The 24,086-nt window shown below is 71.1% G+C and carries 20 protein-coding genes; 12 read left to right on the forward strand and 8 right to left on the reverse strand.

Going from position 1 to position 24,086, the window contains the following annotated elements; genetic code table 11:
- Positions 1–72 precede the first annotated feature (72 nt).
- The gene (locus tag ABS41_RS05535; RefSeq protein ID WP_290591718.1) at positions 73–2,052 is read right to left on the reverse strand and encodes a UvrD-helicase domain-containing protein; all 1,980 of its coding nucleotides are present in this window, start codon (positions 2,050–2,052) and stop codon (positions 73–75) included.
- Between the two features lie 26 nt (positions 2,053–2,078).
- Here ABS41_RS05535 and arfB point away from each other — a divergent pair, with 26 nt between their 5' ends.
- The 3 genes from arfB to ABS41_RS05550 are packed head-to-tail and all read left to right on the forward strand — an operon-like array spanning position 2,079 to position 4,377.
- Complete coding sequence (gene arfB / locus ABS41_RS05540) at positions 2,079–2,504, forward strand: alternative ribosome rescue aminoacyl-tRNA hydrolase ArfB (protein WP_290591720.1); 426 nt, start codon at positions 2,079–2,081, stop codon at positions 2,502–2,504.
- A complete protein-coding gene (locus ABS41_RS05545; RefSeq protein WP_290591722.1) occupies positions 2,501–3,091 on the forward strand; it encodes a 1-acyl-sn-glycerol-3-phosphate acyltransferase in 591 nt (196 codons plus the stop codon). Before arfB ends, ABS41_RS05545 begins: the two co-directional genes overlap by 4 nt.
- A 26-nt stretch (positions 3,092–3,117) precedes the next feature.
- Positions 3,118–4,377: a mechanosensitive ion channel domain-containing protein gene (locus tag ABS41_RS05550; RefSeq protein ID WP_290591724.1), complete on the forward strand. Its 1,260-nt coding sequence runs from the start codon at positions 3,118–3,120 to the stop codon at positions 4,375–4,377.
- 21 nt (positions 4,378–4,398) lie between these two features.
- Here the strand turns inward: ABS41_RS05550 and ABS41_RS05555 are convergent, their stop codons facing one another.
- Entirely contained in the window at positions 4,399–5,358 is a 960-nt protein-coding gene (locus ABS41_RS05555; RefSeq protein WP_290591727.1) for a LysR family transcriptional regulator, read from the reverse strand.
- Positions 5,359–5,477: 119 nt separating this feature from the next.
- Between ABS41_RS05555 and aceB the strand changes: the two genes are divergently transcribed.
- The 4 genes from aceB (at position 5,478) to ABS41_RS05575 (ending at position 12,244) form a co-directional block, all read left to right on the forward strand.
- Positions 5,478–7,082 (forward strand): malate synthase A, encoded by a 1,605-nt coding sequence (gene aceB / locus ABS41_RS05560; protein WP_290591729.1) that lies wholly within the window; start codon positions 5,478–5,480, stop codon positions 7,080–7,082.
- Positions 7,083–7,115: 33 nt separating this feature from the next.
- Positions 7,116–8,420, forward strand: coding sequence for an isocitrate lyase (gene aceA, locus ABS41_RS05565; RefSeq protein ID WP_290591731.1), 1,305 nt, complete (start codon positions 7,116–7,118; stop codon positions 8,418–8,420).
- 205 nt (positions 8,421–8,625) lie between these two features.
- Entirely contained in the window at positions 8,626–9,546 is a 921-nt protein-coding gene (locus ABS41_RS05570) for a GGDEF domain-containing protein (protein WP_290591733.1), read from the forward strand.
- Between the two features lie 121 nt (positions 9,547–9,667).
- Positions 9,668–12,244: a putative peptide modification system cyclase gene (locus ABS41_RS05575; protein WP_290591735.1), complete on the forward strand. Its 2,577-nt coding sequence runs from the start codon at positions 9,668–9,670 to the stop codon at positions 12,242–12,244.
- A 30-nt stretch (positions 12,245–12,274) separates the two neighbouring features.
- On the opposite strand, the gene ABS41_RS05580 is transcribed toward ABS41_RS05575, so the two are convergent.
- The gene (locus ABS41_RS05580) at positions 12,275–12,544 is read right to left on the reverse strand and encodes an NHLP-related RiPP peptide (RefSeq protein WP_290591738.1); all 270 of its coding nucleotides are present in this window, start codon (positions 12,542–12,544) and stop codon (positions 12,275–12,277) included.
- A 118-nt stretch (positions 12,545–12,662) separates the two neighbouring features.
- On the opposite strand from ABS41_RS05580, the gene ABS41_RS05585 reads away from it, so the two are divergent.
- On the forward strand, positions 12,663–13,841 hold the full coding sequence (locus ABS41_RS05585) for a putative peptide maturation dehydrogenase (protein WP_290591740.1): 1,179 nt from the start codon (positions 12,663–12,665) through the stop codon (positions 13,839–13,841).
- A gap of 24 nt (positions 13,842–13,865) precedes the next feature.
- Here the strand turns inward: ABS41_RS05585 and ABS41_RS05590 are convergent, their stop codons facing one another.
- Together ABS41_RS05590 and ABS41_RS05595 are read right to left on the reverse strand one after the other, a co-directional pair.
- A complete protein-coding gene (locus tag ABS41_RS05590; protein ID WP_290591742.1) occupies positions 13,866–15,374 on the reverse strand; it encodes a YifB family Mg chelatase-like AAA ATPase in 1,509 nt (502 codons plus the stop codon).
- Positions 15,375–15,393: 19 nt separating this feature from the next.
- The gene (locus ABS41_RS05595) at positions 15,394–15,660 is read right to left on the reverse strand and encodes an accessory factor UbiK family protein (RefSeq protein ID WP_290591744.1); all 267 of its coding nucleotides are present in this window, start codon (positions 15,658–15,660) and stop codon (positions 15,394–15,396) included.
- A gap of 183 nt (positions 15,661–15,843) precedes the next feature.
- Here ABS41_RS05595 and ABS41_RS05600 point away from each other — a divergent pair, with 183 nt between their 5' ends.
- Both ABS41_RS05600 and ABS41_RS05605 read left to right on the forward strand, forming a co-directional pair.
- Entirely contained in the window at positions 15,844–17,163 is a 1,320-nt protein-coding gene (locus ABS41_RS05600; protein WP_290591747.1) for an ammonium transporter, read from the forward strand.
- Between the two features lie 19 nt (positions 17,164–17,182).
- Complete coding sequence (locus tag ABS41_RS05605) at positions 17,183–17,521, forward strand: P-II family nitrogen regulator (protein WP_290591749.1); 339 nt, start codon at positions 17,183–17,185, stop codon at positions 17,519–17,521.
- A gap of 166 nt (positions 17,522–17,687) precedes the next feature.
- Here the strand turns inward: ABS41_RS05605 and speE are convergent, their stop codons facing one another.
- The gene (gene speE / locus ABS41_RS05610; protein ID WP_290591751.1) at positions 17,688–18,548 is read right to left on the reverse strand and encodes a polyamine aminopropyltransferase; all 861 of its coding nucleotides are present in this window, start codon (positions 18,546–18,548) and stop codon (positions 17,688–17,690) included.
- A gap of 156 nt (positions 18,549–18,704) precedes the next feature.
- Here speE and speA point away from each other — a divergent pair, with 156 nt between their 5' ends.
- Positions 18,705–20,609 carry an arginine decarboxylase gene (speA, locus tag ABS41_RS05615; RefSeq protein WP_290591753.1) on the forward strand — a complete coding sequence of 635 codons (1,905 nt, stop codon included), beginning with the start codon at positions 18,705–18,707 and terminating at the stop codon, positions 20,607–20,609.
- Positions 20,606–21,457: an NAD(P)-dependent oxidoreductase gene (locus ABS41_RS05620; protein WP_290591755.1), complete on the forward strand. Its 852-nt coding sequence runs from the start codon at positions 20,606–20,608 to the stop codon at positions 21,455–21,457. The genes speA and ABS41_RS05620 overlap by 4 nt, the downstream gene beginning before the upstream one ends.
- Here ABS41_RS05620 and ABS41_RS05625 read toward each other — a convergent pair whose 3' ends face one another.
- Both ABS41_RS05625 and argS read right to left on the reverse strand, forming a co-directional pair.
- Complete coding sequence (locus tag ABS41_RS05625; RefSeq protein WP_290591757.1) at positions 21,458–22,042, reverse strand: SPOR domain-containing protein; 585 nt, start codon at positions 22,040–22,042, stop codon at positions 21,458–21,460.
- Positions 22,042–23,805 (reverse strand): arginine--tRNA ligase, encoded by a 1,764-nt coding sequence (argS, locus tag ABS41_RS05630; protein WP_290591759.1) that lies wholly within the window; start codon positions 23,803–23,805, stop codon positions 22,042–22,044. Before argS ends, ABS41_RS05625 begins: the two co-directional genes overlap by 1 nt.
- Positions 23,806–24,086: the final 281 nt, after the last annotated feature.

A 24,086-nucleotide genomic window follows, 5' to 3' on the forward strand; every position in this document is an offset into this window, starting at 1 on the left:
GTTCACTTATCGCGCCCGACAGTCGGTCGAGCCGCGTATCCCGCCCGCGATAAGTGAACCTGACCCCGTTTCTCAGTCGCCGAAGAGGGCGGCGATGGCGTCCATGTGGGCGCGGCCGCGCTGCTTCTTCTCGGCGGACTCGCGCTCGGGGTCGGCGCCGTCGCGCAGCAGGTCGGCGGCGGGCAGTTCGTCCAGGAAGCGGCTCGGCAGCAGGTGTTCGACCGCGCCCCAGCGTTTCACCTCGGCGCTGTGGCTCAGGTAGAGCCGCTCCTTGGCGCGGGTGATGCCCACGTACATCAGCCGGCGCTCCTCTTCGAGCCCGCCTTCTTCCAGCGCGGCCTCGTGCGGCAGGTTGCCGTCCTCGCAGCCGACCACGAACACCGTGCGGAACTCCAGGCCCTTGGCCGCGTGCAGGCTCATCAGCCGCACCGCGTTGCCGGGCTCGCCGCGGTCGGCGTTCGACAGCAGCGCCAGCTGCGCGGCCAGTTCGCCCGGGCCGCCGCCGCGCGCGCCCTCGAACCACGAGGCCAGCTCTTCGAGGTTGGCCTTGCGGCGCAGGAAGCCGGCCTCGTCCTTGCACTGGCTGCGGATCATGCCCAGCAGGCCGCTGCGCTCGGCCAGCACCGGCACCAGCTCGGCCGGCGTCAGCCGGCGGGCGTCGTCGCGCAGCGAATCGACGATGCGCGAAAACTCGTCCAGGCCCGCCGCCGCGCGCGGCGTGAGCTGCTTGAGGAAGCCGACCTGCCCGGCCGCCCGCGACATCGGCATGCCCGCCGTCTGCGCCATCTGCGCCAGTTTCTCGAGCGTGGTGGCGCCGACTTCGCGCTTGGGCGCGGCGATCGCGCGCAGGAAGGCGGTGTCGTCGTCGGGGTTGGCCAGTACGCGCAGCCAGCTCAGCAGGTCCTTGACCTCGGCGCGGTCGAGGAAGGCCGTGCCGCCGGTCAGGTGGTAGGGGATGCGCAGCAGCTGCAGCGCCTTCTCCAGCGGCCGCGACTGGTGGTTGCCGCGGAAGAGGATGGCGAACTCGCCCCAGGGGATTTCCTTGGCCTGGTGCAGGTAGTGGATCTCGGCCGCGACGCGCTCGGCCTCGTGCTCGTTGTTGCGGCTTTGCCACACGCGCACCGGCTCGCCGTCGCCGTGCTGGCTCCAGAGCTGCTTGAGGTGCTTGTGCGGGTTCTTCTCGATCAGGGTGTTGGCGCAGCGCAGGATGCGGCCGCTGCAGCGGTAGTTCTGCTCGAGCTTGATCACCTTCAGCGCCGGATAGTCCTGCGCCAGCAGCTCGAGGTTCTCGGGCTGGGCGCCGCGCCAGGCGTAGATGCTCTGGTCGTCGTCGCCCACGCAGGTCATCTGGCCCTTGGGGCCGGCGAGCTGCTTGAGCAGGCGGTACTGGGCGCCGTTGGTGTCCTGGCACTCGTCCACCAGCAGGTAGCGCAGGCGTTCGCGCCAGCCGGCGGCGAGCTCGGGGTCGGCCTCGAGCAGCTGCAGCGGCAGGCGGATCAGGTCGTCGAAATCGACGGCGTTGAAGGCCTGCAGGCGGGCCTGGTAGCGCGCGTACAGGCTGGCGGCCTCGCTTTCGCGGGCGCTGCGGGCGGCGGCGCCGGCCTGCTCGGGCGTCAGGCCGTTGTTCTTGGCGGCGCTGACCAGGTTCTGCAGCGCGTACAGGGCGTCGTTCTTCAGGCCCGGCGTGGCCAGGTCCTTGATGATGGCCATCTGGTCGTCGGCGTCGAAGATCGAAAAGCCCCGGCGCAGCCCGGCCCGGTCGTGCTCGATCTGCAGGAAGCGCAGGCCCAGCGAGTGGAAGGTGGTGACCGTCAGGCCCTCGGCGGCGTCGCCCTTGATGCGTCGGGCCACGCGTTCGCGCATCTCCTTCGCCGCCTTGTTGGTGAAGGTGATGGCGGCGATGTGCCGGGCCTCGCGGCGGCCGGTGGCCACCAGGTGGGCGATTTTCTCGGTGATCACCCGGGTCTTGCCGCTGCCCGCGCCGGCGAGCACGAGCAGGGGGCCGTCGAGGTATTCGACGGCGGCTTTCTGTTGGGGGTTCAAACCGTGCATAGGGGCGGGATTGTACAATCGCGCCCATGCTGGAGATCACGCCCACCCTGTCCATTCCCGACGGCGAGCTCGTCGAGCGCTTCGTGCGCTCGGGCGGGCCGGGCGGGCAGAACGTGAACAAGGTCTCCACCGCGGTCGAGCTGCGTTTCGACATCGCCAACTCGCCTTCGCTGCCGGCCGAGGTGAAGGCGCGGCTGCTGGCGCGGCGCGACCGCCGCATCACCGCCGAGGGCGTGCTGGTGCTCAGCGCGCAGCGCTTCCGCACCCAGGACCGCAACCGCGAGGATGCGCGCGCGCGCCTGGCGGCGCTGGTCGCCGCGGCCACCGTGGCGCCGAAGAAGCGCGTGGCCACCCGGCCCACCCGTGGCTCCACCGAGCGCCGCCTGGGCGCCAAGCGCGAGCGCGCCTCGGTCAAGCGCCAGCGCAGCGCGGCGGCCTGGGACCGCGAATGACGCCGGTCGTCCCCGAGCTGCCGGCGTCGGCGCCGCGCGTGGGTTCGCGCGCCGGCCGCTGGCTGGGCCGCACCCTGCTGCGCCTGGGCGGCTGGCGCGTGGTGGGCCGGTTCCCGGACCTGCGCAAGATGGTGATCATCGTCGCGCCGCATTCCTCGGGCTGGGACGCGTACTGGGGCCTGGCCGCGAAGCTGGCCATGGGCCTGGACATCGCCTTCATGGCCAAGGCCGAGCTCTTCCGCGGCCCGCTGGGCTGGTTGCTGCGCTGGTTCGGCGGCATCGCGGTCGACCGCAGCTCGCCCGCCGGCGTGGTCGAGCAGTCGGCGGCGCGGGTGCGCGAGAGCGACAACATCTGGTTCCTGCTCGCGCCCGAAGGCACGCGCAGGCGCGTCGAGCGCTGGAAGCCGGGCTTCTGGAAGATCGCGCGCCTCGCGGACGTGCCGGTGTTCTGCGCGGCCTTCCATTACCCGGAAAAAAAGATCGTGCTCGACCAGCTGGTGCAGACCACCGACGACTACGAGGCCGACATGGCGCGCATCCGCGCGCTCTACCGCCCGCACGTCGGCAAGAACCGCGACACGCTCTGATTGTGGGAGGGCGATAGACTGTAGCGATGGAATTGCTCAATGCGCTGTACGAGCAGCTCGCCGCAAGGCCCTGGCTGCTCAGCCTCCTCGCCGTCGTCGCCCTGTTGCTGCTGGCCTGGCTGGCCGACCAGCTGACCCGCCGCCTGTTGCTGCGATTGCTGGTGCGGCTGGTGCAGGCCTCGCCGGTGAAGTGGGACGACGCCATCCTCGGCCGCGGCGTGATCAAGCGGCTCTCGCGCGCCGTGCCGGCAGTGGTGGTCTACCTCGGCGCCCCGCTGCTGCCCGACCTTCCCGAGGGCCTGCTGACCGTGGTGCGCAACGTCGCCGCCGCGTACGTGGTGGTGACGGTGGCGCAGGCCGCCTCGGCCCTGCTTTCGAGCCTGCAGGACATCTACGAGGGGCGCGACCCGGTGCGTGCCCGCAACCGGCCGATCAAGGGCTACCTGCAGGTGGCCAAGATCGTGCTGTTCGTGCTGGCGGCGGTGCTGGTGATGGCGGTGCTGGTCGAGCGTTCGCCGCTGCTGCTGCTCTCGGGCTTCGGCGCCATGACCGCGGTGCTGATGCTGGTGTTCAAGGACACCATCCTGTCGCTGGTGGCCAGCGTGCAGATCCAGTCCAACGACATGGTGCGCGTGGGCGACTGGATCGAGATGCCCAAGTACGGCGCCGACGGCGACGTGATCGACGTGGCCCTGCACACGGTGAAGGTGCAGAACTGGGACAGGACCATCACCACCATCCCCACGCACGCCTTGATCGCCGACAGCTTCCGGAACTGGCGCGGCATGAGCGAGTCGGGCGGACGGCGCATCAAGCGGGCGCTGCCCATCGACCAGGGCACGGTGCGCTACCTGACGAACGAGGAACGCGAGGGCCTGTCGCGCTTCGTGCTGCTGCAGCCCTACCTGGAGAAGAAAGCGGCGGAGCTGGCGGCGTGGAACGCCACCCAGGAAGGCCGCGCGCCGGTGAACCTGCGCCGGCTGACCAACCTGGGCACCTTCCGCGCCTATGCCCGCGCCTACCTGCAGGCGCACCCGGGCATCCACCAGGGCATGACCCTGCTGGTGCGGCAGCTGCCGCCGGGGCCCGCGGGCCTGCCGATCGAGGTGTACTGCTTCACCGCCACGACCGCCTGGGCGGAGTACGAAGACATCCAGTCGGACATCTTCGACCACCTGCTGGCGATCCTTCCCGAGTTCGGCCTGCGTGCCTACCAGCAGCCCTCGGGCGCCGATGTCGCCGGCCTGTGGGAGGGCCTTCAGGCCCGACCGGCCAGTCGGGCCTGAAGGCCCTCCCGCAGAACGGGCTCAGCGTTCGGAGTGGCCGGACTCGAAGTAGTCGCGGCGCTGGAACAGGCCGGGGCGCACGAGGTCGACGAAGGCGCGGGCCTGCGGGCTGAGGTACTTGCCCTTGCGCATCACCACGCCGTAGCTGCGCGGCGGGAAGTATTCGGCCAGGCTGCGCGCCACCAGGCGCTGCTTGTCGGCGTCGGTCAGGCAGATGGCCGTGACGATGCTGATGCCCTGGCCCATGGCCACGTACTGCTTGATCACCTCCCAGCCGCCCACCTCCAGCGCCACGGTGTAGGGCACGCGGCGCTGCTGGAACACCAGGTCCACCAGGCGGTAGGTGGTCAGGCGCCGCGGCGGCAGGATCAGGCCGTAGGGCGAGAGGTCCTCGAGCCGCAGGTTGGGTTTGTCGGCCAGCGGGTGCCCGGGCGGGCAGATCAGCATCGGGTCGAAGGAGTAGACCGGCTCGTAGGCCAGGTCGTTGGGCACGTCGAGCATCGAGCCCACGGCCAGGTCCACCCCGTCCGAGCGCAGCAGGCCCAGGCCGTCCTGGCCGGTGACGTTGTGCAGCACCAGCTGCACCTCCGGGTGGGCGGCCCGGAAGGCCTGCACCAGGGTCGGCAGTAGGTAGAGGATGGTCGAACTGCCGGCCGCCACGTGCAGCTCGCCGGCCTGCAGGCCCTTGATGCGGCTGCGGAATTCACCCTCGAGGCCATCCAGGCCCTCGACCAGGGGCCGGGCCAGGTCGTAGAGCACCTGGCCCTCGCGGGTGAGGCTGAAGCGCCGGCCGATGCGCTCGAACAGGGCCACCCCCAGCTCCCGCTCCAGGGCCTGCAGCTGCAGGGTCACGGCCGGCTGGCTGAGGTAGAGCGCCTCGGCCGCCCGGGTCACCGAGCCCAGCCGGGCCACCTGGCAAAAGGCCCGGACGGGCTTGAGGCGGTCGCCCTTGTAATAAAAACGCGGGCTGGTCTCGGCCATAAGTGGCTGTTCCGGCTTTGATATAAGCCCAGCTTATACCAAGTATCAAAACATTTGCTTTGGCAAAGGCCGCCCCGGAGCCTAGCGTCGAACCCGGACCCGAACTCCGGAGCACGACGATGGCAGGCGACGCGGCACGACTCCTTCTCCCGGTGGAACTCACCGGCCCCCGGCTGCCCGGCCAGGAAGACCTGCTCGGCCCGGCCGCCCTGGACTTCCTGTGCGAGCTGCACCGCCAGTTCGAGGGCGAGCGCCAGGCCCGCCTGGCCGCCCGCCGCGCCCGCCAGGCCCGCTTCGACGCCGGCGAGCTGCCCGACTTCCGCGCCGACACCCTCGCCATCCGCGAGGGCGACTGGACCGTGGCCCCGGCCCCGGCCGCGCTGCACGACCGCCGGGTGGAGATCACCGGGCCGGTGGACCCGAAGATGGTCATCAACGCCCTGAACTCCGGCGCCAGCTGCTACATGGCCGACTTCGAGGATTCGACCAGCCCGACCTGGGAGAACCTGCTCACCGGCCAGCGCGCCCTGCGCAAGGCCGTGGCCGGCACCCTCGACTGGATGGCGCCCGACGGCAGCAAGCACTACGTGCTCGACCCGAAGGCCACCACCACCCTGATCGTCCGCCCGCGCGGCTGGCACCTGGACGAAAAGCACCTGCTCATCGACGGCCAGCGCATGTCGGCCAGCCTGTTCGACCTGGGCCTGTTCGCCTTCCACAACGCCGCCGCCCTGCAGGCGCGCGAGCGCGGCCCCTACTTCTACCTGCCCAAGCTCGAGTGCATGGAAGAGGCCGCGCTCTGGGATCAGGTGCTGGCCTTCGCCGAGCAGCGCCTGCGCCTGCCGGAAAACAGCATGAAGGTGACGGTGCTGATCGAGACCCTGCCGGCCGCCTTCGAGATGCACGAGATCCTGCACGCGCTGCGCGGCCGCATCGTCGGCCTGAACTGCGGCCGCTGGGACTACATCTTCAGCTACCTCAAGACCTTCCGCCGGCACCGCGACCGCGTGCTGCCCGAGCGCGGCCAGGTCGGCATGACCCAGCCCTTCCTCAAGGCCTATTCCGAACTGCTGGTGCAGACCTGCCACCGCCGCGGCGCCCACGCCATGGGCGGCATGGCGGCGCAGATCCCGATCGCCGGCGACCCCATCGCCAACGAGGAGGCGCTGGCCCGCGTGCGCGCCGACAAGGAGCGCGAGGCCCGCGCCGGCCACGACGGCACCTGGGTGGCGCACCCGGCCCTGATCCCGGTGGCGCGCGCCGTGTTCGACCAGCACATGCCCGGCCCCCACCAGCATGCCGTGCGCCGCGAGGAGGTTTGCGTCGACCGCGACCAGCTCATCCGCCCGTCCATCGGCACCATCACCCGCAAGGGCTTCGACAACAACGTCGAGGTCTGCGTGCGCTACCTCGCCGCCTGGCTCGACGGCCAGGGCTGCGTGCCCATCCACTGGCTGATGGAGGACGCGGCCACGGCCGAGATCGCCCGCGCCCAGCTCTGGCAGTGGCTGCACCGCGGCGACCTGCACCTCGACGACGGCACGCCGGTGGATTTTTCGCTGTTCGACCGCGCCCTGCTCGCGCTGCCCTCGAAGCTGGCCGACCGCATGCGCCTGCCGGGCGGCTCGCGCATCAACGACGCGATCGCGCTGCTCGACAGGCTAACCCATGCCGACGAGCTGGCCGAGTTCCTGACGCTGCCCGCCTACGAACGCCTGCCCTGAACCCCAACCTCTCCCCACGAAAGGAACCGCGCCATGACCAGCCAACTCCCCACCGTCGACGAACTCAAGCAGCAGTGGGCCACCGACCCGCGCTGGGCCGGCATCCAGCGCGGCTACGGCGCCGAGGAGGTGGTGCGCCTGCGCGGCACCGTCGCCATCGAGCACTCGCTGGCGCGCCTGGGCGCCGAAAAGCTCTGGAGGTCTCTCAACGCCGAGCCCTTCGTCAACGCGCTCGGCGCGCTCACCGGCAACCAGGCCATGCAGCAGGTCAAGGCCGGCCTGAAGGCCATCTACCTCAGCGGCTGGCAGGTGGCGGCCGACGCCAACCTGGCGGGCGAGATGTACCCCGACCAGTCGCTCTACCCGGCCAACTCCGTGCCGCAGGTGGTCAAGCGCATCAACAACGCGCTGCTGCGCGCCGACCAGCTGCACCACGCCGAGGGCAACGACGGCATCGACTTCCTGCAGCCGATCGTCGCCGACGCCGAGGCCGGCTTCGGCGGCGTGCTCAACGCCTTCGAGCTGATGAAGGCGATGATCGAGGCCGGCGCCGCCGGCGTGCACTTCGAGGACCAGCTGGCCAGCGTCAAGAAGTGCGGCCACATGGGCGGCAAGGTGCTCGTGCCGACCCAGGAAGCCGTGCAGAAGCTCGTCGCCGCCCGCCTGGCCGCCGACGTGATGAACGTGCCGACCCTGCTGGTCGCGCGCACCGACGCCGAGGCCGCCGACCTGCTGACGAGCGACATCGACCCCAACGACCAGCCCTTCTGCACCGGCGAGCGCACCGTCGAGGGTTTCTACAAGACCCGTCCGGGCGCCGAGCAGGCCATCAGCCGCGGCCTGGCCTACGCGCCCTACGCCGACCTGGTGTGGTGCGAGACCGGCAAGCCCGACCTGGCCTTCGCCAGGCGCTTCGCCGAGGCCATCCATGCCAGGTACCCGGGCAAGCTGCTGGCCTACAACTGCTCGCCGAGCTTCAACTGGAAGAAGAACCTCGACGACGCGACGATCGCGAAGTTCCAGCGCGAACTGGGCGCGATGGGCTACAAGTTCCAGTTCATCACCCTGGCCGGCTTCCACAGCCTCAACTACGGCATGTTCGAGCTGGCCCACGGCTACGCCCGACGCCAGATGAGCGCCTTCGTCGAGCTGCAGGAGAAGGAGTTCGCCGCGGCCGGGATGGGCTTCACGGCGGTCAAGCACCAGCGCGAGGTCGGCACCGGCTACTTCGATTCGGTCACCCAGGCCATCCAGGGCGGGCAGAGCTCGACCACGGCGCTCAAGGGCTCGACCGAGGAAGAACAGTTCCACGGGGAGCGTCCGGCGCACGCCGCCTGAACGCGGTCCCGGCCCCGGGTCGCCCCGGGGCCGGGACAATTTGACCCAATCCACTATTCACTGGCGCCGCCTTGGGTACACTCGGCCTTCTATAGGGCTGGAATCCATCGTGGCGCCAACCAAGTTCCAGGGTCCCGTCGTGCCTCCGCAAGAGGGCGACGCAGGGCCCCAATTGCCGTCCCAACTGGCCCCGGAGGAATTCCGGGTGCTGGCGTCCGCGGGCGTCAGCCGCGCGGTGTTGCCCGGCGAGGAGCTGTTCCGGCGTGGCGATGCGGCCCAGAGCATGTACCTGATCGACACCGGCGAAGTGCGCCTTTGCTTCGACGAAGGCCTGGCCGACAAACAGCTCGGCCCGGGCCAGTACTTCGGCGAACTGGCCGTCTTCATCGGCCGCCACCAGCGTTTTGCCCGCGCCGTGGCCGAAACGCCGGGCGTGCTCTACGAAGTCACCCAGGAAGCCTTCCAGGCCCTGCTTGATCGCGAACCGGCGCTCGTCGCCCGCTTCATGCAGCGCAGCTTCGCCTATCTCGTGGCCGGCGAGCACCAGCTCGTGCAGAGCCTGCGCCGCCGCAACGAAGACCTGCTGCAGACGCTCGACACCCTGCGCCAGACCCGCAGCGAGCTCACCGTCGCCCAGCAGCTGGTGCGCAGCGACGACCTGACCGGCCTGGCCAACCGCCGCGGCCTTTACCGCTACCTCGACGAACTCGGCCGCCAGCCGCTGGGCGGCCTGCGCCTGGCCCTGCTGCTGGTGGACGTGGACCACTTCAAGGCCATCAACGACCGCAGCGGCCACCTGGCCGGCGACGCCGCCCTGCGCGCGGTGGCCGAGGAAGTGCGCCGCCTGGCCGGCCCGCTCGAGCTGCCCTGCCGCCTGGGCGGCGACGAATTCGCGCTGGTGCTGCGCGTGGCCGACGAGGGCGAACTGGCCAACCGCGCCCTGGGCCTGCTTTCCGCCGTGCGCAGCCTGCGCCTGCCCAGCCTGCGCGAGCACCGGCTGAGCGTGAGCATCGGCGGTGCTTTCTGCGCCGACCCCGGCGGCTGGGCCGCCTGGTACAGCGAGGCCGACCGCGCGCTCTACGCGGCCAAGCGCCACGGCGGCGACGCCTGGCGCCTTGACGAATAATTCACTGTCCGGCCCCCGCGGACCCGTGCGTTCACCCGGATAGGAAGGCCCACCGGTCCGCTCGATGGAGAGTTTCGACACACGCACGCCCAGTCGTCCCGACGCGCCGGCCGTAAGGCCGATGCTGCGGGCCGTGCTCGTGTGCGACATCGTCGACTCCACCGCCCTGGTCGAGCAGCTCGGCGACGCCCGCGCGGCCGTCTTCCTGCAGCGCCACGACCAGCTGTTGCTGCAGGCCATGAAGCTTTGCCACGGCCAGCTGGTGGACAAGGCCGACGGCGTGCTGGCGCTGTTCGAGCGGCCGATCCAGGCCCTGGACTTCGCGCTGCGCTACCAGCGCGGCCTGCACGAACTGGGCAATGCCGAGGGTTTCGCGCTCAAGGCCCGCACCGGCATCCACGTCGGCGACGTGATGACCTGGGCCAACCACCCGCGCGACGTCGCCGCCGGCGCCAAGCCCTTCGAGGTCGAGGGCCTGGCCAAGCCGGTGGCCGCGCGGCTGATGACCCTGGCCCTGCCGGGCCAGATATTGATGTCGGGCATGGCCCAGAACCTGGCCCAGCGCGCGGTGGGCGAGCTGGGCGAGCGCGCCGGCCGGCTGCGCTGGCTGATGCACGGCCGCTACCGCTTCAAGGGCGTGCCGGCGCCGATGCTGGTGCACGAAGTGGGCGAGCCCGGCATCGCGCCACTGCGTGCGCCCGATTCCGGCACCAAGGCCTGGCGCGAGGTGCCGCTGTGGCGGCGCCCGCCGATGCTGGCCGCCGAGGCCATGCTGCTGCTGGTGCTGGCCGGCGGCGTGCTCCTCACCACCTTCCGAAGCGAGCCGGCCATCGCCTTCGCCGAGCGCGACTGGGTGGTGGTGGCCGACCTGCAGAACCGCACCGGCGAGATCATGTTCGACGACTCGCTCGACCTCGCGCTGCGCGTGGGCCTGGAGCAGTCGCAGTACGTCAACCTCTACAGCGACCTGCAGGTGGACCGCGCCCTGCAGCGCATGCAGCGCGAAGGCCAGCCGCTTGACCGCCAGCTGGCCATCGAGCTGGCGCTGCGCGAAGGGGCGCGCGCCGTCATCCTGCCCACCATCGCCCAGGTCGGCGGCGTGATCCGGGTGAGCCTCGAAGTCATCGATCCCAAGACCGGCGTCACCGTCTACAGCGAAAGTGCCGATGGCCGCGGCGTGGAAAGCGTGCTGCCCTCGCTCGATTCCGCCCTGGCCGACGTGCGCGGGCGCCTGGGTGAAACCATGGCGGCGGTGTCGACCGACCGCGTGGCGCTGGAGAAGGCCACCACGCCCAACCTCGAGGCGCTGCGGGCGTTCTCGCTGGGACTGCGGGCACGAACCGACGGCCGCGCCCGCGACGCCGAGGCGCTCTACCGGGAGGCCGTGCGGCTCGACCCGGGGTTCTCCATGGCCTGGTTGCGCCTGGCCTTCATGCGTTTCGTCGAGGGTGACGAGGACGGCACGCGCAAGTACCTGGCCGAGGCGCAGGCGCATCGCGACCGCCTGACCCGCCGCGAACTGCTCTTCATGGAAGGCGCCGAAGCCACGCTCGACGACGCGCCGCGCGCGGTCGAGCGCCTGCGCCTGCTGGCCCAGCTCTATCCCGACGATTACCGCGCGCGCTACAACGTTGCCTACTTCGCCCACTTCGACCTGCTCGACAGCGCCCAGGCGCGCGAGGCCATGGCGGGCACCGACGTGCCGCAGAACGCCCAGCGCCCGTCGGCGGTTTACATGGCGGCCACGGCCGAACTGGCCCTGGGCGACGCGCCGGCCGCGATCGCCTTGTTCGAGAAGGCCGTGACGCTGGGCAGCCGCGGCCACCTGCGCGACTACATCGATGCCCACGCCGCACTGCGCCAGTACGACCTGGCGCGCCGCGTGGCCGCGCTGCAGACGCCCGTGGGGCTGCCGGCGCAGGACATCGAAAGCCGCCTGTTCGAGGCCAGCCTGCCGCTGGACCAGGGCGACTGGGCCGGGGCGCGGTCGGCCATGGCGCGGCTGCGCGCCGACGCCGCCGAAACCGGCGTGAACGAGAACGTGATTGGAGAGCTCGACATGATGGCCCTGTCGCTGCGCGTCTACGCGCCCGACGAGGCCTTCGCCGCGGACCTGCGCCGCTGGGCCGATGACCAGCGCACGCGCTTCGGCCAGGCCAACGCCATGCTCCAGCGCGAGTTCATCTTCCGCTTGCTGGCGGGCGCGTGGATGGCGGCGCATACCGGCGACCTGGCGCTGGCCGGCGAGCTGGTGGCGGCGGTGGGCGAGCATCCGCAGCTGCGCCGGTACCCGGCCACGGCCGGCATGGCGCGCATCGCGAAGGCGGAAATCGCCCTGGCCGAGGGGCGGCCGGCCGAGGCCATCGACCTGCTGGCCGACGACCACGCCAAGGGCCAGGGGCTCTACTTCGGCCGCTCGGTGCTGATGCGTGCGCTGGCCGCCGCGGGCGACCGCAAGCAGGCGGCCCAGGTGGCGGCGTGGCTGTCGAAGGAGCGCGCGCGGGCTTTCGGCGAGCCGACCAATGCCTTGGGATGGCAGCTGGCCAACGTGGCCGAAAGCACGCTGGCGCTGCATGCGCTGGCCCGGCTGGCCGAACCGGGTTCGGCGCAGGCCGTGCAGGCGGCACAGGCCTTCGAAAAGGCCTGGCCGAAGGGTGAGTCGCTGCCGGAAACCGTCCGGCGCGACGCCGGGCCCTGAGCGGGCGCAGGGTCCGCCCGGGCCGGCGGCTTACTCCGGCAGCTGGAAGCTGATCGGTTCGAACGGCGCGCGCGCGGCCAGCAGGCGCTGGCGCAGGGCGGCGCGCGATCGGCGGATGGCGTCCTTCGAGGCCAGGCGCGGGATCGGTGCGGTCGGCAGCGTGGCCGTGTCCGGGTCCTGGGTGCCCAGCGATTCGGTGGCGGTCTTCGGGTTGGCCATGAACGCGGTGCGGAAGGCGTCGTCTTCGGCGAGACGATCGAGCAGCGCGTCGACGGTGGCTTCGGAAAGCGGGTTGGACACGGGTGTTTCCCCTGGAGTGGCACCAATGGGTGCGGGGCGAGTCTAGCGGCTGGTCCGCGGGCTTGTCAGGGCTTGGGGCAGGCCCCAGGCTTGCCCGGCCGGACCACAGGGACCCCCGATGCAGCTCAGGCGATGCGCCCACCTGATGGTGGAACTGGAAAGCGAGCCGCGCTTTGATTTCAACGACCTGCTCGCCGGTGGCGACGGCCTGGACCGGCGCGCGGCCTGGCTGGCGCATGCGCCGCACCTGCCCGGGCCGGTGCCGGTGACGCTGGCGATGCTGGCGGTGCTCGAGGCGGTGGACGCGGAGGCCTGGCAGCCGCGCGCGGACCTCGAGGCGCGCTTCGGCGCGGAGAAGATCGCTGCGCTGGTGGACGCCGGATTGCTGCTGGACCCCTCGCCCACGCCCGCCGCCGCGGCCGACGCCGCCGCGCGCGACGTGGCCTGGTGGCCGCCGGCGCTGCTGGCGCAGTCGCGCGGGGCCTGGCGCGACGTGGACGTCGAACGCCGCGGCGAGGAGGGCCTGCGGCCCAGCGCCCGCGCCCTGGTCCAAGCCTTCGGCCCGGCGCCCACGCCGTCGCCGCGTCGCTGCGACGACCAGCCCCCGCTGCCGCTCGCGCCGGCGCGCCGGACCGAATTCGACGCCCTGCTGCAGGCGCGCCGCACCTGCCGCAACTTCGACCCGCAGGCCGCGCTCGATGCCGGGCGCTTCGCCACGATGATGCAGCGGGTCTGGGGCGCACTGGGCACGCACGAGCTCGCGCCCGGCGCCGTGGTGGTGAAGAAGACCAGCCCGGCGGGCGGCGGCCTGCATGCGGTGGAGGCTTACGTCCTGGTGCAGCGGGTCGAGGGGCTGGCGCCCGGCCTCTACCACTACCTGCCGATGGAGCACGCGCTCGAGCCGCTGCAGACGATGGCGGCGGGCGAGGCCGGCGGCTGGGCGCACCGTTTCGTGGCCGGCCAGGCCTGGTTCCGCGACGCGCCGGTGCTGGTGGTGATGGTGGCGCGCTTCGACCGCCTGTTCTGGAAGTACCGCCGCCATGCCAAGGCCTGGCGCGTGGTGCACCTGGACGTGGGCCACCTCTCGCAGACCATGTACCTCTCGGCCACCGAGCTGGGCCTGGGCGCCTTCGTCACCGCGGCCATCAACGACGACGAGATCGGCGGGCTGCTCGGCCTGCCGCTGCTGCGCGAGGGCGCGATCGCCCTGGTCGGCTTCGGCCCGCGCGCGGCCACGATGACCCACCGCGAACTCACCGACCTCGACCCCCTCCCGGCCAGAACACGGCCCCTGTAGGAGGGCCTTCAGGCCCGACCCGCCTCACCCCGCCGCACCGCGGTCGAGCAACCGATACCCGATTGCCTCCGCCACATGCCGCGTGGCGATCGCTTCGACGCCCTCGAGGTCCGCCAGCGTCCGCGCCACCCGCTGGATCCGGTGCAGCGCGCGCGCCGACAGTTGCAGCTGCTCGATGGCGCGCTCGAGCAGCTGGCGGTCATCGGGCGCGAGCGCGCAGTCGCGCTCGGTGCCGGCCTGGTCGAGCTGGGCGTTGGGCACGCCCGCGCGGGCCAGCTGGCGCTCGCGCGCGACCAGCACGCGGGCGCGCACGGTGGCGGTGGATTCGCCGCGCGGCGCGTCGGGGCGCAGCTCGGAGGGCGGCAACCGAGGCACCGCCAGCTGCAGGTCGATGCGGTCGAGCAGCGGGCCCGAGAGCTTGCCGCGGTAGCGCGCCACCGCCTCGGCGCTGCAGTTGCAGCGCCCGCTCGGGTCGCCAGCCCAGCCGCAGGGGCAGGGGTTCATGGCGGCCACCAATTGGAAGCGCGCAGGGAATTCGCTCTGGCGCGCGGCGCGCGAGATCACCACGCGGCCTGACTCCAGCGGCTGGCGCAGGGTGTCGAGCGCGTGCCGCGACCACTCGGCCAGCTCGTCGAGGAAGAGCACGCCGTGGTGCGCCAGCGAGATTTCGCCCGGGCGCGGGTTGCCGCCGCCGCCCACCAGCGCCACCGCGCTGGCCAGGTGGTGCGGGCTGCGGAAGGGGCGCTGGCGCCATCGCGCCAGGTCCAGCCCCTGGCCGCTGACGGAATGCAGGGCCGCTGTTTCCAGCGCCTCGGCCTCGCTGGGCTCGGGCAGCAGGCCGGGCAGGCGCGAGGCCAGCAGGGTCTTGCCGCAGCCGGGCGGGCCGATGAAGAGCAGGGCATGCGCGCCGGCCGCCGCCACCTCCAGTGCGCGCCGGCCGGCGGCCTGGCCGCGCACGTCGGCCAGGTCGGGATAACGCGTGGCCGCGGCTTCGATGTCGGCGGTTGCGGCAGGCAGCACGGACTCACCGCGCAGGTGTGAGCACACCTCCAGCAGCGTGCGCGCCGCGAACGCGCGCCCGCCCGCGGCCAGCGCCGCCTCGGCGGCGTTCGCCGCCGGCACCACCAGCGCCCGGCCTTCGCGTGCCGCCGCCAGCGCCGCCGGCAGCACGCCGTCGACGGGCTTGAGCTCGCCGGTGAGCGCCAGCTCGCCCAGCACTTCCACTTCGCCCAGCGCCGCCACCGGCAGCTGGCCGCTGGCCGCCAGCAGGCCCAGGGCGATGGCCAGGTCGTAGCGGCCGCCCTCCTTGGGCAGGTCGGCCGGCGCGAGGTTGACGGTGATGCGCCGCTGCGGGAACTCGAACTGCGCATTGCAGATGGCCGAGCGCACGCGCTCGCGGCTCTCGCGCACCGCCGTGGCCGGCAATCCCACGAGGGTGAAGTTCGGCAGGCCGCCACCCAGGTGCGCTTCCACGCGCACCGCCGGCGCGTGCACGCCCACCCGGGCGCGGCTGTGCGCCAGCGCCAGGTTCACGGATTGGAAAACGCGGCGCTTAGTGCGCGCTGGCGTCGGGCGAGCCGCCGCGGGCCTCGAGCTCGGCCAGGCGCTTCTCGAGCGTCTCGAGCTTCTCGCGCGTGCGCAGCAGCACCGCGCGCTGCACGTCGAACTCCTCGCGGGTGACCAGGTCGAGGCGATTGAGGCCGGCCTGCAGCGTGGACTTGAAGTTCTGCTCGAGGTCGGCGCGCGCGTCCTTCAGGCCCGGCGGCACCAGGTCGGAGAGCTTGCGGGCGAGGTCGTCGATGTTCTTGAGGTCGATCATGCGCGGGACTCCGGCGGGGGTGTGGCCACGATGCGCCGGCCGGGGCGCGGTGTCCGTAGGAAATCCCCTTCAGGGCCCACAAGAATTCCATGCGCGCGCCGAGCAATCAATCGCCGCGCGCCGGCCAGGGTTCAGGTGCTCTCCCCCGAGCGTCCCCTTCCCACGTCCCTGGAGGCCCTGCCCATGGTTCGCGCCTTGCCCTTGCTGTTTTCCGCCGCCGTCCTGCTGCCCGGCACCGTGCTGGCCAGCCCGGCGGCCCCGCCCGCGCCCGATTCGGGCGACACCGCCTGGATGCTCACCGCCACGGCCCTGGTGCTGTTCATGGTCATCCCCGGCCTGGCGCTGTTTTACGCCGGCATGGTGCGCTCGAAGAACATCCTCTCGGTGCTGATGCAGTGCTTCGCCATCACCGGGCTCATCTCCGTGGCCTGGGTGGCCTTCGGCTACAGCCTGGCCTTCGACACCACCGGCATGCAGGCCGGCACGGTGAACCTGGGCTCGTTCATCGGCACGCTCGACAACGCCTTCCTGCGAAACCTGGGCAAGGACAGCCTGGTGGGCGAGTTCCCGGAAAGCGTGTTCATCACCTTCCAGATGACCTTCGCCATCATCACCCCGGCCCTGATCGTCGGCGCCTTCGCCGAGCGCATGCGCTTCTCGGCGATGCTGGTCTTCATGCTTCTGTGGTTCACGGCGGTGTACGCGCCGGTGGCGCACATGGTCTGGGCCGGCGACGGCGCGCTGATGTGGGACTGGGGCGTGCTCGATTTCGCCGGTGGCACCGTGGTGCACATCAATGCCGGCGTGGCCGGCCTGGTGGCGGCGCTGGTGCTGGGCAAGCGCCGCGGCTACCCGGGCACGCCGATGCCGCCGCACAACCTGGGCTACACCCTCGTAGGCGCGGCCATGCTTTGGGTGGGCTGGTTCGGCTTCAACGCCGGCTCGGCGGTGGCGGCCGACGAAACCGCCGGCATGGCCATGCTGGTGACCCAGGTGGCCACGGCCGCCGCGGCGCTGGGCTGGATGGCCATCGAGTGGATCACCCACGGCAAGCCCAGCGCCCTGGGCATCGCCTCGGGCGTGGTGGCGGGCCTGGTGGCGATCACGCCGGCGGCCGGCACGGCCGGACCGGTGGGCGCGCTGGTGATCGGCTTCTCGGCCGGCGTCATCTGCTTCTTCTGCGCCACCACGCTCAAGCGCCGGCTGGGCTACGACGATTCGCTGGACGTGTTCGGCGTGCATGCGGTGGGCGGCATCGTCGGCGCCCTGCTCACGGGCGTGTTCGCGGCCCCGGCCCTGGGCGGTTTCGGCGAGGTGGCCGACATCCCGGCCCAGGTCTGGATCCAGGCCAAGGGCGTGGGCTTCACCATCGCCTACACTACGGTCGTCACCTACGTGCTCCTGAAGCTGGTCGGCCTGGTGCTGCCGCTGCGGGTGGACGAGGAGCAGGAAGCCGAGGGCCTGGACCTCGCCCTGCACAACGAACGCGGCTACAACCTGTGAACCTTCCGGAGACCCGACGATGAAAATGGTCATGGCCATCATCAAGCCCTTCAAGCTCGACGACGTGCGCGAGGCGCTCAGCGAGGCCGGCGTGTCCGGCGTGACGGTGACCGAGGTCAAGGGCTTCGGTCGGCAGAAGGGCCACACCGAGCTCTACCGCGGCGCGGAATACGTGGTCGACTTCCTGCCCAAGATCAAGCTCGAGGTGGCGGTCGGCGACGACCAGGCCGAGCGCGTGGTGGAGGCGATCCAGTCGGCCGCCAATACCGGCAAGGTGGGCGACGGCAAGATCTTCGTCTACGACCTCGACAAGGTCCTGCGCATCCGCACCGGCGAACTCGACGGGGATGCTTTGTAACAGCGGATTTTGAACGCGGATCAGAGCGAAAAAGGGCGGATCAAATCTGAGAAAGGCAATTGAAATGGGGCCGCGGCCAGTTCATGGCCGCGGCCCCATTTCATTTCTTCGGCTTTGCTCTTATCCGCTTCTGGATCAGATTTGATCCGCGTTCAAGACCGAACCTTCAATCCCCGAGGGCCTTGGCCATCATGGGCGGCATCGCCAGCGCGCCCTGGTGGATGTCGGCGGTGTAGTACTGGGTGTCGAAGGGCTTGGCGGCGGCGTCGGCCTTGCGGAAGGCGGTGAGGTCGCGGGCTTCCTTCGAGGCGATGGTGCAGCTCCACCAGCCGGTCGGGTAGCAGGGCTGCGGGAAGGGCAGGGTGCGGAAGCTCTTGAAGCCGGCGTCGGCCATGGCCTGGCGCATGTCCAGGATCAGGTTCATCAGCGCCAGCGGGCTTTCGCTCTGCTGCACCAGCAGGCCGCCCGGGCGCAGGGCCTTGAGGCAGTTCTCGTAGAAGGCGCGGTTGAACAGGCCCTCGGCCGGGCCGACCGGGTCGGTCGAGTCGACGATGATCACGTCGATCGATTCCGGCGCGGCATTGGCCATGTAGGCGATGCCGTCGTCGAACATCACCGTCGCGCGCGGGTCGTCGTTGGACTCGCACAGCTCCGGGAAGTACTTCTCGGCCATGCGCGTCACCTGCTCGTCGATGTCGCACTGCACCGCGCGGCGCACGCCCGGGTGGCGCAGCACCTCGCGCAGGGTGCCGCAGTCGCCGCCGCCGATGATCACCACGTCCTTCGGGTCGGCGTGGGTGAACAGCGGCGCGTGCGACATCATCTCGTGGTAGAAGAAATTGTCGCGCGTGGTCACCATCATCGCGCCGTCGATGAGCATGACGTTGCCCCAGTCGGTGCTCTCGTACATCTCGATCTTCTGGAACGGCGACTGCACCTCGTCGAGCTTGCGCGTCACGCGCAGGCCGAAGGCGGAGCCGGTGTGCTCGAAGTTCTCGTGGAGCCACGTCGATGAAGAAGAAGTCATCACTTTTCCAGGAAGGTCGGTAAACGAGGCCAAATTGTACCGGACGCCGCCTTTCACCGGATTTCTCCACCTCACGCCGCCCCCCGCCCCGCCACCATGAACGCAACACCCACGGGGGGTACAATGCGCGCCCACCCCGCTTCCGGAACGCCGCCCATGCCCGCCTGGTCCCTCGACCGCGCCCGCCACACCTACTCCATTCCCTACTGGAGCGAGGGCTATTACGACGTGGACGCCGCCGGCCGCATGGCGGTGCTGCCGCGCGGCGCCGGTGGCCCGGCGCTGGCCCTGCCCGAGGTCGTGGCGCAGGCCACCGACGCCGGCCTGAAGCTGCCGCTGCTGCTGCGCTTCTCCGACATCCTCGGCGACCGCCTGGGCAAGCTGCAGGCCGCCTTCGGCCGCGCCATGGCCGACCTGGGCTACGAGGGCGGCTACACCGCCGTCTACCCGATCAAGGTGAACCAGCACCGCGGCGTCGCCGGCGAGCTGGCCAACGCCGGCGGCGAGGGCTTCGGCCTCGAGGCCGGCTCCAAGCCCGAGCTGATGGCCGTGCTGGGCCTGGCCCGCCCGGGCAGCCTGGTGATCTGCAACGGCTACAAGGACCGCGAGTTCATCCGCCTGGCGCTCATCGGCCGCAAGCTGGGCCTGGAGACCTTCATCGTCATCGAGAAGCCCAGCGAACTGGCGATGGTGATCGAGGAGTCGCAGGCCCTGGGCGTCACGCCCGGCCTGGGCGTGCGCCTGCGCCTGGCTTCGCTGGGCGCCGGCAAGTGGCAAAACAGCGGCGGCGACAAGGCCAAGTTCGGCCTCTCGCCGCGCCAGGTGCTCGACCTGGTCGAGCGCCTCAAGGCCGCCGGCATGCTCGACGCGCTGCAGCTGCTGCATTTCCACATGGGTTCGCAGATTTCGAACGTGCGCGACATCGCCAACGGCATGCGCGAGGCGGTGCGCTACTTCGTCGAGCTCACCCGGCTGGGCTGCACCATCCGCTACATGGATTCCGGCGGTGGCCTGGGCGTGGACTACGAAGGCACGCGCTCGCGCGGCTTTTGCTCGATCAACTACGGGCTCGACCAGTACGCGCACACCCTGGTGCAGCCGCTGGCCGAGGCCTGCGCCGAGCACGGCATCACGCCGCCGCGCATGGTCACCGAGGCCGGCCGCGCCATGACCGCGCACCACGCGGTGATGGTGGTGAACGTGTCGGAAGTCGAGCGCGCGCCGGAAGGCGCGGTGCCGCGCGAGGACGCCGACGAGCCGGCCGTGCTGCGCCACCTGCGCGAAACCCACGCCGCGCTGGGCCAGCGCCCGGCGCTGGAGCTCTTCCACGAGGCCCAGCACCACCTGGCCGAGGGCCAGGCCCTGTTCGCGCTGGGCCAGGTCGGCCTGCGCCACCGCGCGCGCATGGACGACCTGTTTTACGCCATCGCCCAGGCCGTGCGCGGCCGCCTGACCCCGGCCGAGCGCAGCCACCGCGACGTGCTCGACGAGCTCGACGAGCGGCTGGTGGACAAGTACTTCGTCAACTTCTCGGTGTTCGAGTCGATCCCGGACGTGTGGGCCATCGACCAGGTGTTCCCGATCGTGCCGATCGCGCGCCTGGACGAGCAGCCCGATCGCCGCGGCGTCATCGCCGACCTCACCTGCGACTCCGACGGCCGCATCGACACCTACGTCGAGTCCGAGGCCCTCGACAGCTCGCTGCCGCTGCACTCGCCGCGCGAGGGCGAGAGCTACCGGCTGGGCATCTTCATGGTGGGTGCCTACCAGGAGACCCTGGGCGACATCCACAACCTGTTCGGCGACACCGACACCGCCAACGTGGTGCTGTCCGCCGATGGTGGCTACACCGTCACCCGCCAGCGCAAGGGCGACACCACCGACGTGATGCTCGACTACGTCGGCTACGACCTCAATGAGTTGCGCTCGGCCTACAAGGCCAAGGTGGACGCCGCCGGCCTCGAGCCACTCGAGGCCGCGAAGCTGCTGGTGGACCTGGAAACCGGCCTCACCGGCTACACCTACCTGCACGAGGAGAACGCCGCGGGAGCCAAGGCATGAAGGCGGGCTTCATCGGCCTGGGCGCCATGGGCGCGCCGATGGCGGGCCACCTGGCCGCGCGCGGCCTGCTCTCGGTCATCGACAACCGCACGCGCAACAAGGCCGACGCGCTGGCCGCCACCCTGGGCGTGCGCGCCGCCGCCACCCACGCCGATTTCGCCGGCTGCGACGTGGTGGCGCTGTGCGTGTCGATGGATGCCGACGTGCTGCAGCAGGCCAAGGCCCTGGCCGAGGTCTTGGCGCCGGGCGCGGTGGTGGTGGACCACTCCACGGTGTCGGTGGACACGGCGCGCAAGGCGCAGGCGCTGCTGGCCGAACGCGGCATCGGTTTCATCGACGCGCCGGTGTCGGGCGGCGTCGAGGGCGCGCGCAACGGCAAGCTCTCGGTGATGGCCGGCGGCGACGCCGCGACGCTGGAGAAGGTGCGGCCGGTGCTCGAGGCCTACGCCGCGCGCATCACCCACATGGGCGGCACCGGCGCCGGCCAGGCCACGAAGGCGGTGAACCAGGTGCTGGTGGCCGGCATCAACGAGGCCGTGTGCGAGGGCCTGGCGCTGGGCGAGAAGCTCGGCCTCGACCCTGAAAAGCTGCTGCCGACGCTGATGGCCGGCGCGGCCGGCAACTGGTTCCTGGAAAAGCGCGGCGCGACCATGATGGCTCGCCAGTACACCCCGGGCTTCAAGTGCGGGCACCTGCTCAAGGACCTGCACATCGCACGCGGCATGGCGCGCGAGGCCGGCATCCGCACCACCGTCATCGACCAGGCCCTGGCCGACTACGACGAGCTGGTTCAGCGCGGCGAGTGCGACTCCGACACCTCCGCGCTGATCATCCTCAAGCGCGGCTGATCATTCGGCGCGGATGGCCATTGCCTCGATGCCGTTGTTGCCCAGCGCCTGCTTGGCGGCCGCCAGCGCGGCGGCATTGGGGTAGGGCCCCAGGCGCACGCGGTAGATCATGCCGCCGTTGGTTTCGGCCGCTTCGACGCGGGCGATCTCGCCAGTGAGGGCGATGCGCGCCTTGAGCGCCTCGGCGTCGGCGGCCGAGCGGAAGGCGCCGGCCTGGATCAGGAAGCGCACGTTGTCGGGGGTCGGCGCCGGCGTGGCGTCGGCCGGGGCCGCGGCCTCGCGCTGGGCCTGGGCGATGAGCTCGGCGTCCGGGATCACCACTTCCTTGTCGCGCAGCACGTCGTAGAAGTCGTACTTGGGACGGCGCGGCTCGGGCGCGTCCTGGGCCACCGGCTCCTCGGCCACGACCGGCGCGCGCGCCTCCGGGTCGGGCTTGGGCAGCAGCTGCTTCACGTCGCCACCATTGCGCAGCAGCATCACCACCGCGATCAGCACGCCGCCGGCGAGGCCGCCGAGCAGCCAGATCCAGCCGGGGATGCCGCCGCCGCCGTTGCGCTTGGCCTGCTTCTTGGGACGACGCGCCATCACATCTTCTCCGGGGCCGAGACGCCCAGCAGCGCCAGGCCGTTGGCCAGCACCTGCTGCGTGGCCTTGGCCAGGCCCAGGCGGGCGTTGCGCAGCTCCTCGTCGTTCACGAGGATGGGCTGGGCGTTGTAGAAGCCGTGGAAGGCCGCGGCCAGTTCGCGCAGGTAGTTGGCCACCACCTGCGGCGCGCGCCCGGCGGCGGCGGTCTCGACCACTTCGGGGAAGCGCATCAGCTCGTCGATCAGCACGTCCTCGTGCGGCTCGACCAGGCGCTGGCGCGCGGCCTCGGCGGCGCTGCGGTTGTAGCTCAGCTGCTTCTCGGCGAGCTGGCGGAACAGCGAGCACACGCGGGCGTGGGCGTACTGGATGTAATAGACCGGGTTCTCGTTGCTGCGGCTCTTGGCCAGGTCGAGGTCGAAGTCCAGGTGCTGGTCGTTGCCGCGCATCACGTAGAAGAAGCGCGCCGCGTCGGTGCCCACTTCCTCGCGCAGCTCGCGCAGGGTGACGAAGCTGCCGGCGCGGGTGGACATCTGCACGCGCTCGCCGCCGCGGAAGAGGATGGCGAACTGCACCAGCTGGATCTCGATCTTCGACGGGTCCAGGCCCAGGCCCTGGGCCGCGGCCTTCAGGCGGGCGATGTAGCCGTGGTGGTCGGCGCCGAAGATGTAGATGGCGCGCTCGAAGCCACGCTCGAACTTGCTCAGCAGGTAGCCAAGGTCGGACGCGAAGTAGGTGGTGACGCCGTTCTCGCGGCGCACGACGCGGTCCTTGTCGTCGCCGAAGTCGGTGGCGCGGAACCACAGCGCGCCCTCGAGCTCGTACAGGTGGCCCTTCTCGCCCAGCACCTTGATCGCGCGCTCGACGTAACCGTCGGTCATCAGCGAGCGCTCGGAGAAGAAGTTGTCGTGCACCACGCCGAAGCCGGCGAGGTCCTCGCGGATGTCGCCCAGGCACCAGGCCAGGCCGGCCTCGAACACCTGGCGGTAGCCGGCCTCGCCCAGCAGCTGCTTGGCGCGGGCGATCAGCGCGTCGACGTGGGTTTCCTTGTCGCCCCCCTGGCCCTCGTCGGCCGGCAGGCCGTCGGTGATCTCGATGGCGCTGTGGCGCAGGGCGTCGCCGGCCTTGGCGCGCAGGCCGCGGGCGATGTCGACCACGTACTCGCCCTTGTAGCCGTTGTCCGGGAAGCGCACGTTCACGCCGCCCAGCTCGTGGTAGCGCAGCCACACCGACACGGCCAGGATGTCCATCTGCCGGCCGGCGTCGTTGACGTAGTACTCGCGCTGCACGCGGTGGCCGGCTGCATCGAGCAGGTTGGCCACCGAGGCGCCGTAGGCGGCGCCGCGGCCGTGGCCCACGTGCAGCGGGCCGTTGGGGTTGGCCGAGACGAACTCCACCGTCACCGATTCGCCGCTGCCGGCCGGGACGCGGCCGTAGTCCTTGCCCAGTTCGAACACGCGGCGGATGGTGCCCAGGCGGCAGCCGCGGGCCAGCGTGAAATTGATGAAGCCGGGGCCGGCGATGGCCACCTTCTCGACGTGCTGCGAGGCCGGCAGGGTCTGCACCAGCAGGTCGGCCAGCTCGCGCGGCTTCATGCCGGCCGGCTTGGCCAGCAGCATCGCGACGTTGCAGGCGTAGTCGCCGTGCTCGCGGGACTTGGTGCGCTCGACCACGAAGCCGGGCACGACCAGGTCCTGGGGCAGGCGGCCGTGCCGCCTGAGGTCCAGCAGGGCCTGGGCCACGAGTTCGCGCAGGTGGTCTTTCACGGGTTTTCTTTCCACGGGGATGAACCGGGCATTGTATCGCGGCCGGGGCCGGACGCTGTCACGGCGCTGTCACCCCTGCCGGGGAAAATGACCGGGCGCGCAGGACGGCGCGCACTCTCAGAGATTTCGGGCTGGCGGAGACGCCGGGTTCCGGGGCAAGGGCCGGTCCAACGCCGGCCCCTTTTTTTGGTTCTTCTCCCAACTGAGGGGAGTGGCGCACGGCCGACCCGGTAGATTTGTTGGTGTCTAAGCAGCAAATCGGGGCCGGCCGTGGCCGACGG

The organism is Arenimonas sp. SCN 70-307 (genome assembly GCF_001724815.1).
Classification (GTDB): domain Bacteria; phylum Pseudomonadota; class Gammaproteobacteria; order Xanthomonadales; family Xanthomonadaceae; genus Arenimonas.

Excerpts from the sequence above, each read along its gene's own strand:
- ABS41_RS05620 (WP_290591755.1), top strand. The coding sequence starts at position 20,606 with ATGAAGGCGGGCTTCATCGGCCTGGGCGCCATGGGCGCGCCGATGGCG.
- aceA (WP_290591731.1), top strand. The coding sequence starts at position 7,116 with ATGACCAGCCAACTCCCCACCGTCGACGAACTCAAGCAGCAGTGGGCC.
- aceB (WP_290591729.1), top strand. The coding sequence starts at position 5,478 with ATGGCAGGCGACGCGGCACGACTCCTTCTCCCGGTGGAACTCACCGGC.
- ABS41_RS05575 (WP_290591735.1), top strand. The coding sequence starts at position 9,668 with ATGCTGCGGGCCGTGCTCGTGTGCGACATCGTCGACTCCACCGCCCTG.
- speE (WP_290591751.1), bottom strand. The coding sequence starts at position 18,548 with ATGACTTCTTCTTCATCGACGTGGCTCCACGAGAACTTCGAGCACACC.
- ABS41_RS05535 (WP_290591718.1), bottom strand. The coding sequence starts at position 2,052 with ATGCACGGTTTGAACCCCCAACAGAAAGCCGCCGTCGAATACCTCGAC.
- ABS41_RS05600 (WP_290591747.1), top strand. The coding sequence starts at position 15,844 with ATGGTTCGCGCCTTGCCCTTGCTGTTTTCCGCCGCCGTCCTGCTGCCC.
- ABS41_RS05555 (WP_290591727.1), bottom strand. The coding sequence starts at position 5,358 with ATGGCCGAGACCAGCCCGCGTTTTTATTACAAGGGCGACCGCCTCAAG.
- ABS41_RS05585 (WP_290591740.1), top strand. The coding sequence starts at position 12,663 with ATGCAGCTCAGGCGATGCGCCCACCTGATGGTGGAACTGGAAAGCGAG.
- ABS41_RS05550 (WP_290591724.1), top strand. The coding sequence starts at position 3,118 with ATGGAATTGCTCAATGCGCTGTACGAGCAGCTCGCCGCAAGGCCCTGG.
- arfB (WP_290591720.1), top strand. The coding sequence starts at position 2,079 with ATGCTGGAGATCACGCCCACCCTGTCCATTCCCGACGGCGAGCTCGTC.
- ABS41_RS05545 (WP_290591722.1), top strand. The coding sequence starts at position 2,501 with ATGACGCCGGTCGTCCCCGAGCTGCCGGCGTCGGCGCCGCGCGTGGGT.
- ABS41_RS05605 (WP_290591749.1), top strand. The coding sequence starts at position 17,183 with ATGAAAATGGTCATGGCCATCATCAAGCCCTTCAAGCTCGACGACGTG.
- ABS41_RS05625 (WP_290591757.1), bottom strand. The coding sequence starts at position 22,042 with ATGGCGCGTCGTCCCAAGAAGCAGGCCAAGCGCAACGGCGGCGGCGGC.
- ABS41_RS05595 (WP_290591744.1), bottom strand. The coding sequence starts at position 15,660 with ATGATCGACCTCAAGAACATCGACGACCTCGCCCGCAAGCTCTCCGAC.
- speA (WP_290591753.1), top strand. The coding sequence starts at position 18,705 with ATGCCCGCCTGGTCCCTCGACCGCGCCCGCCACACCTACTCCATTCCC.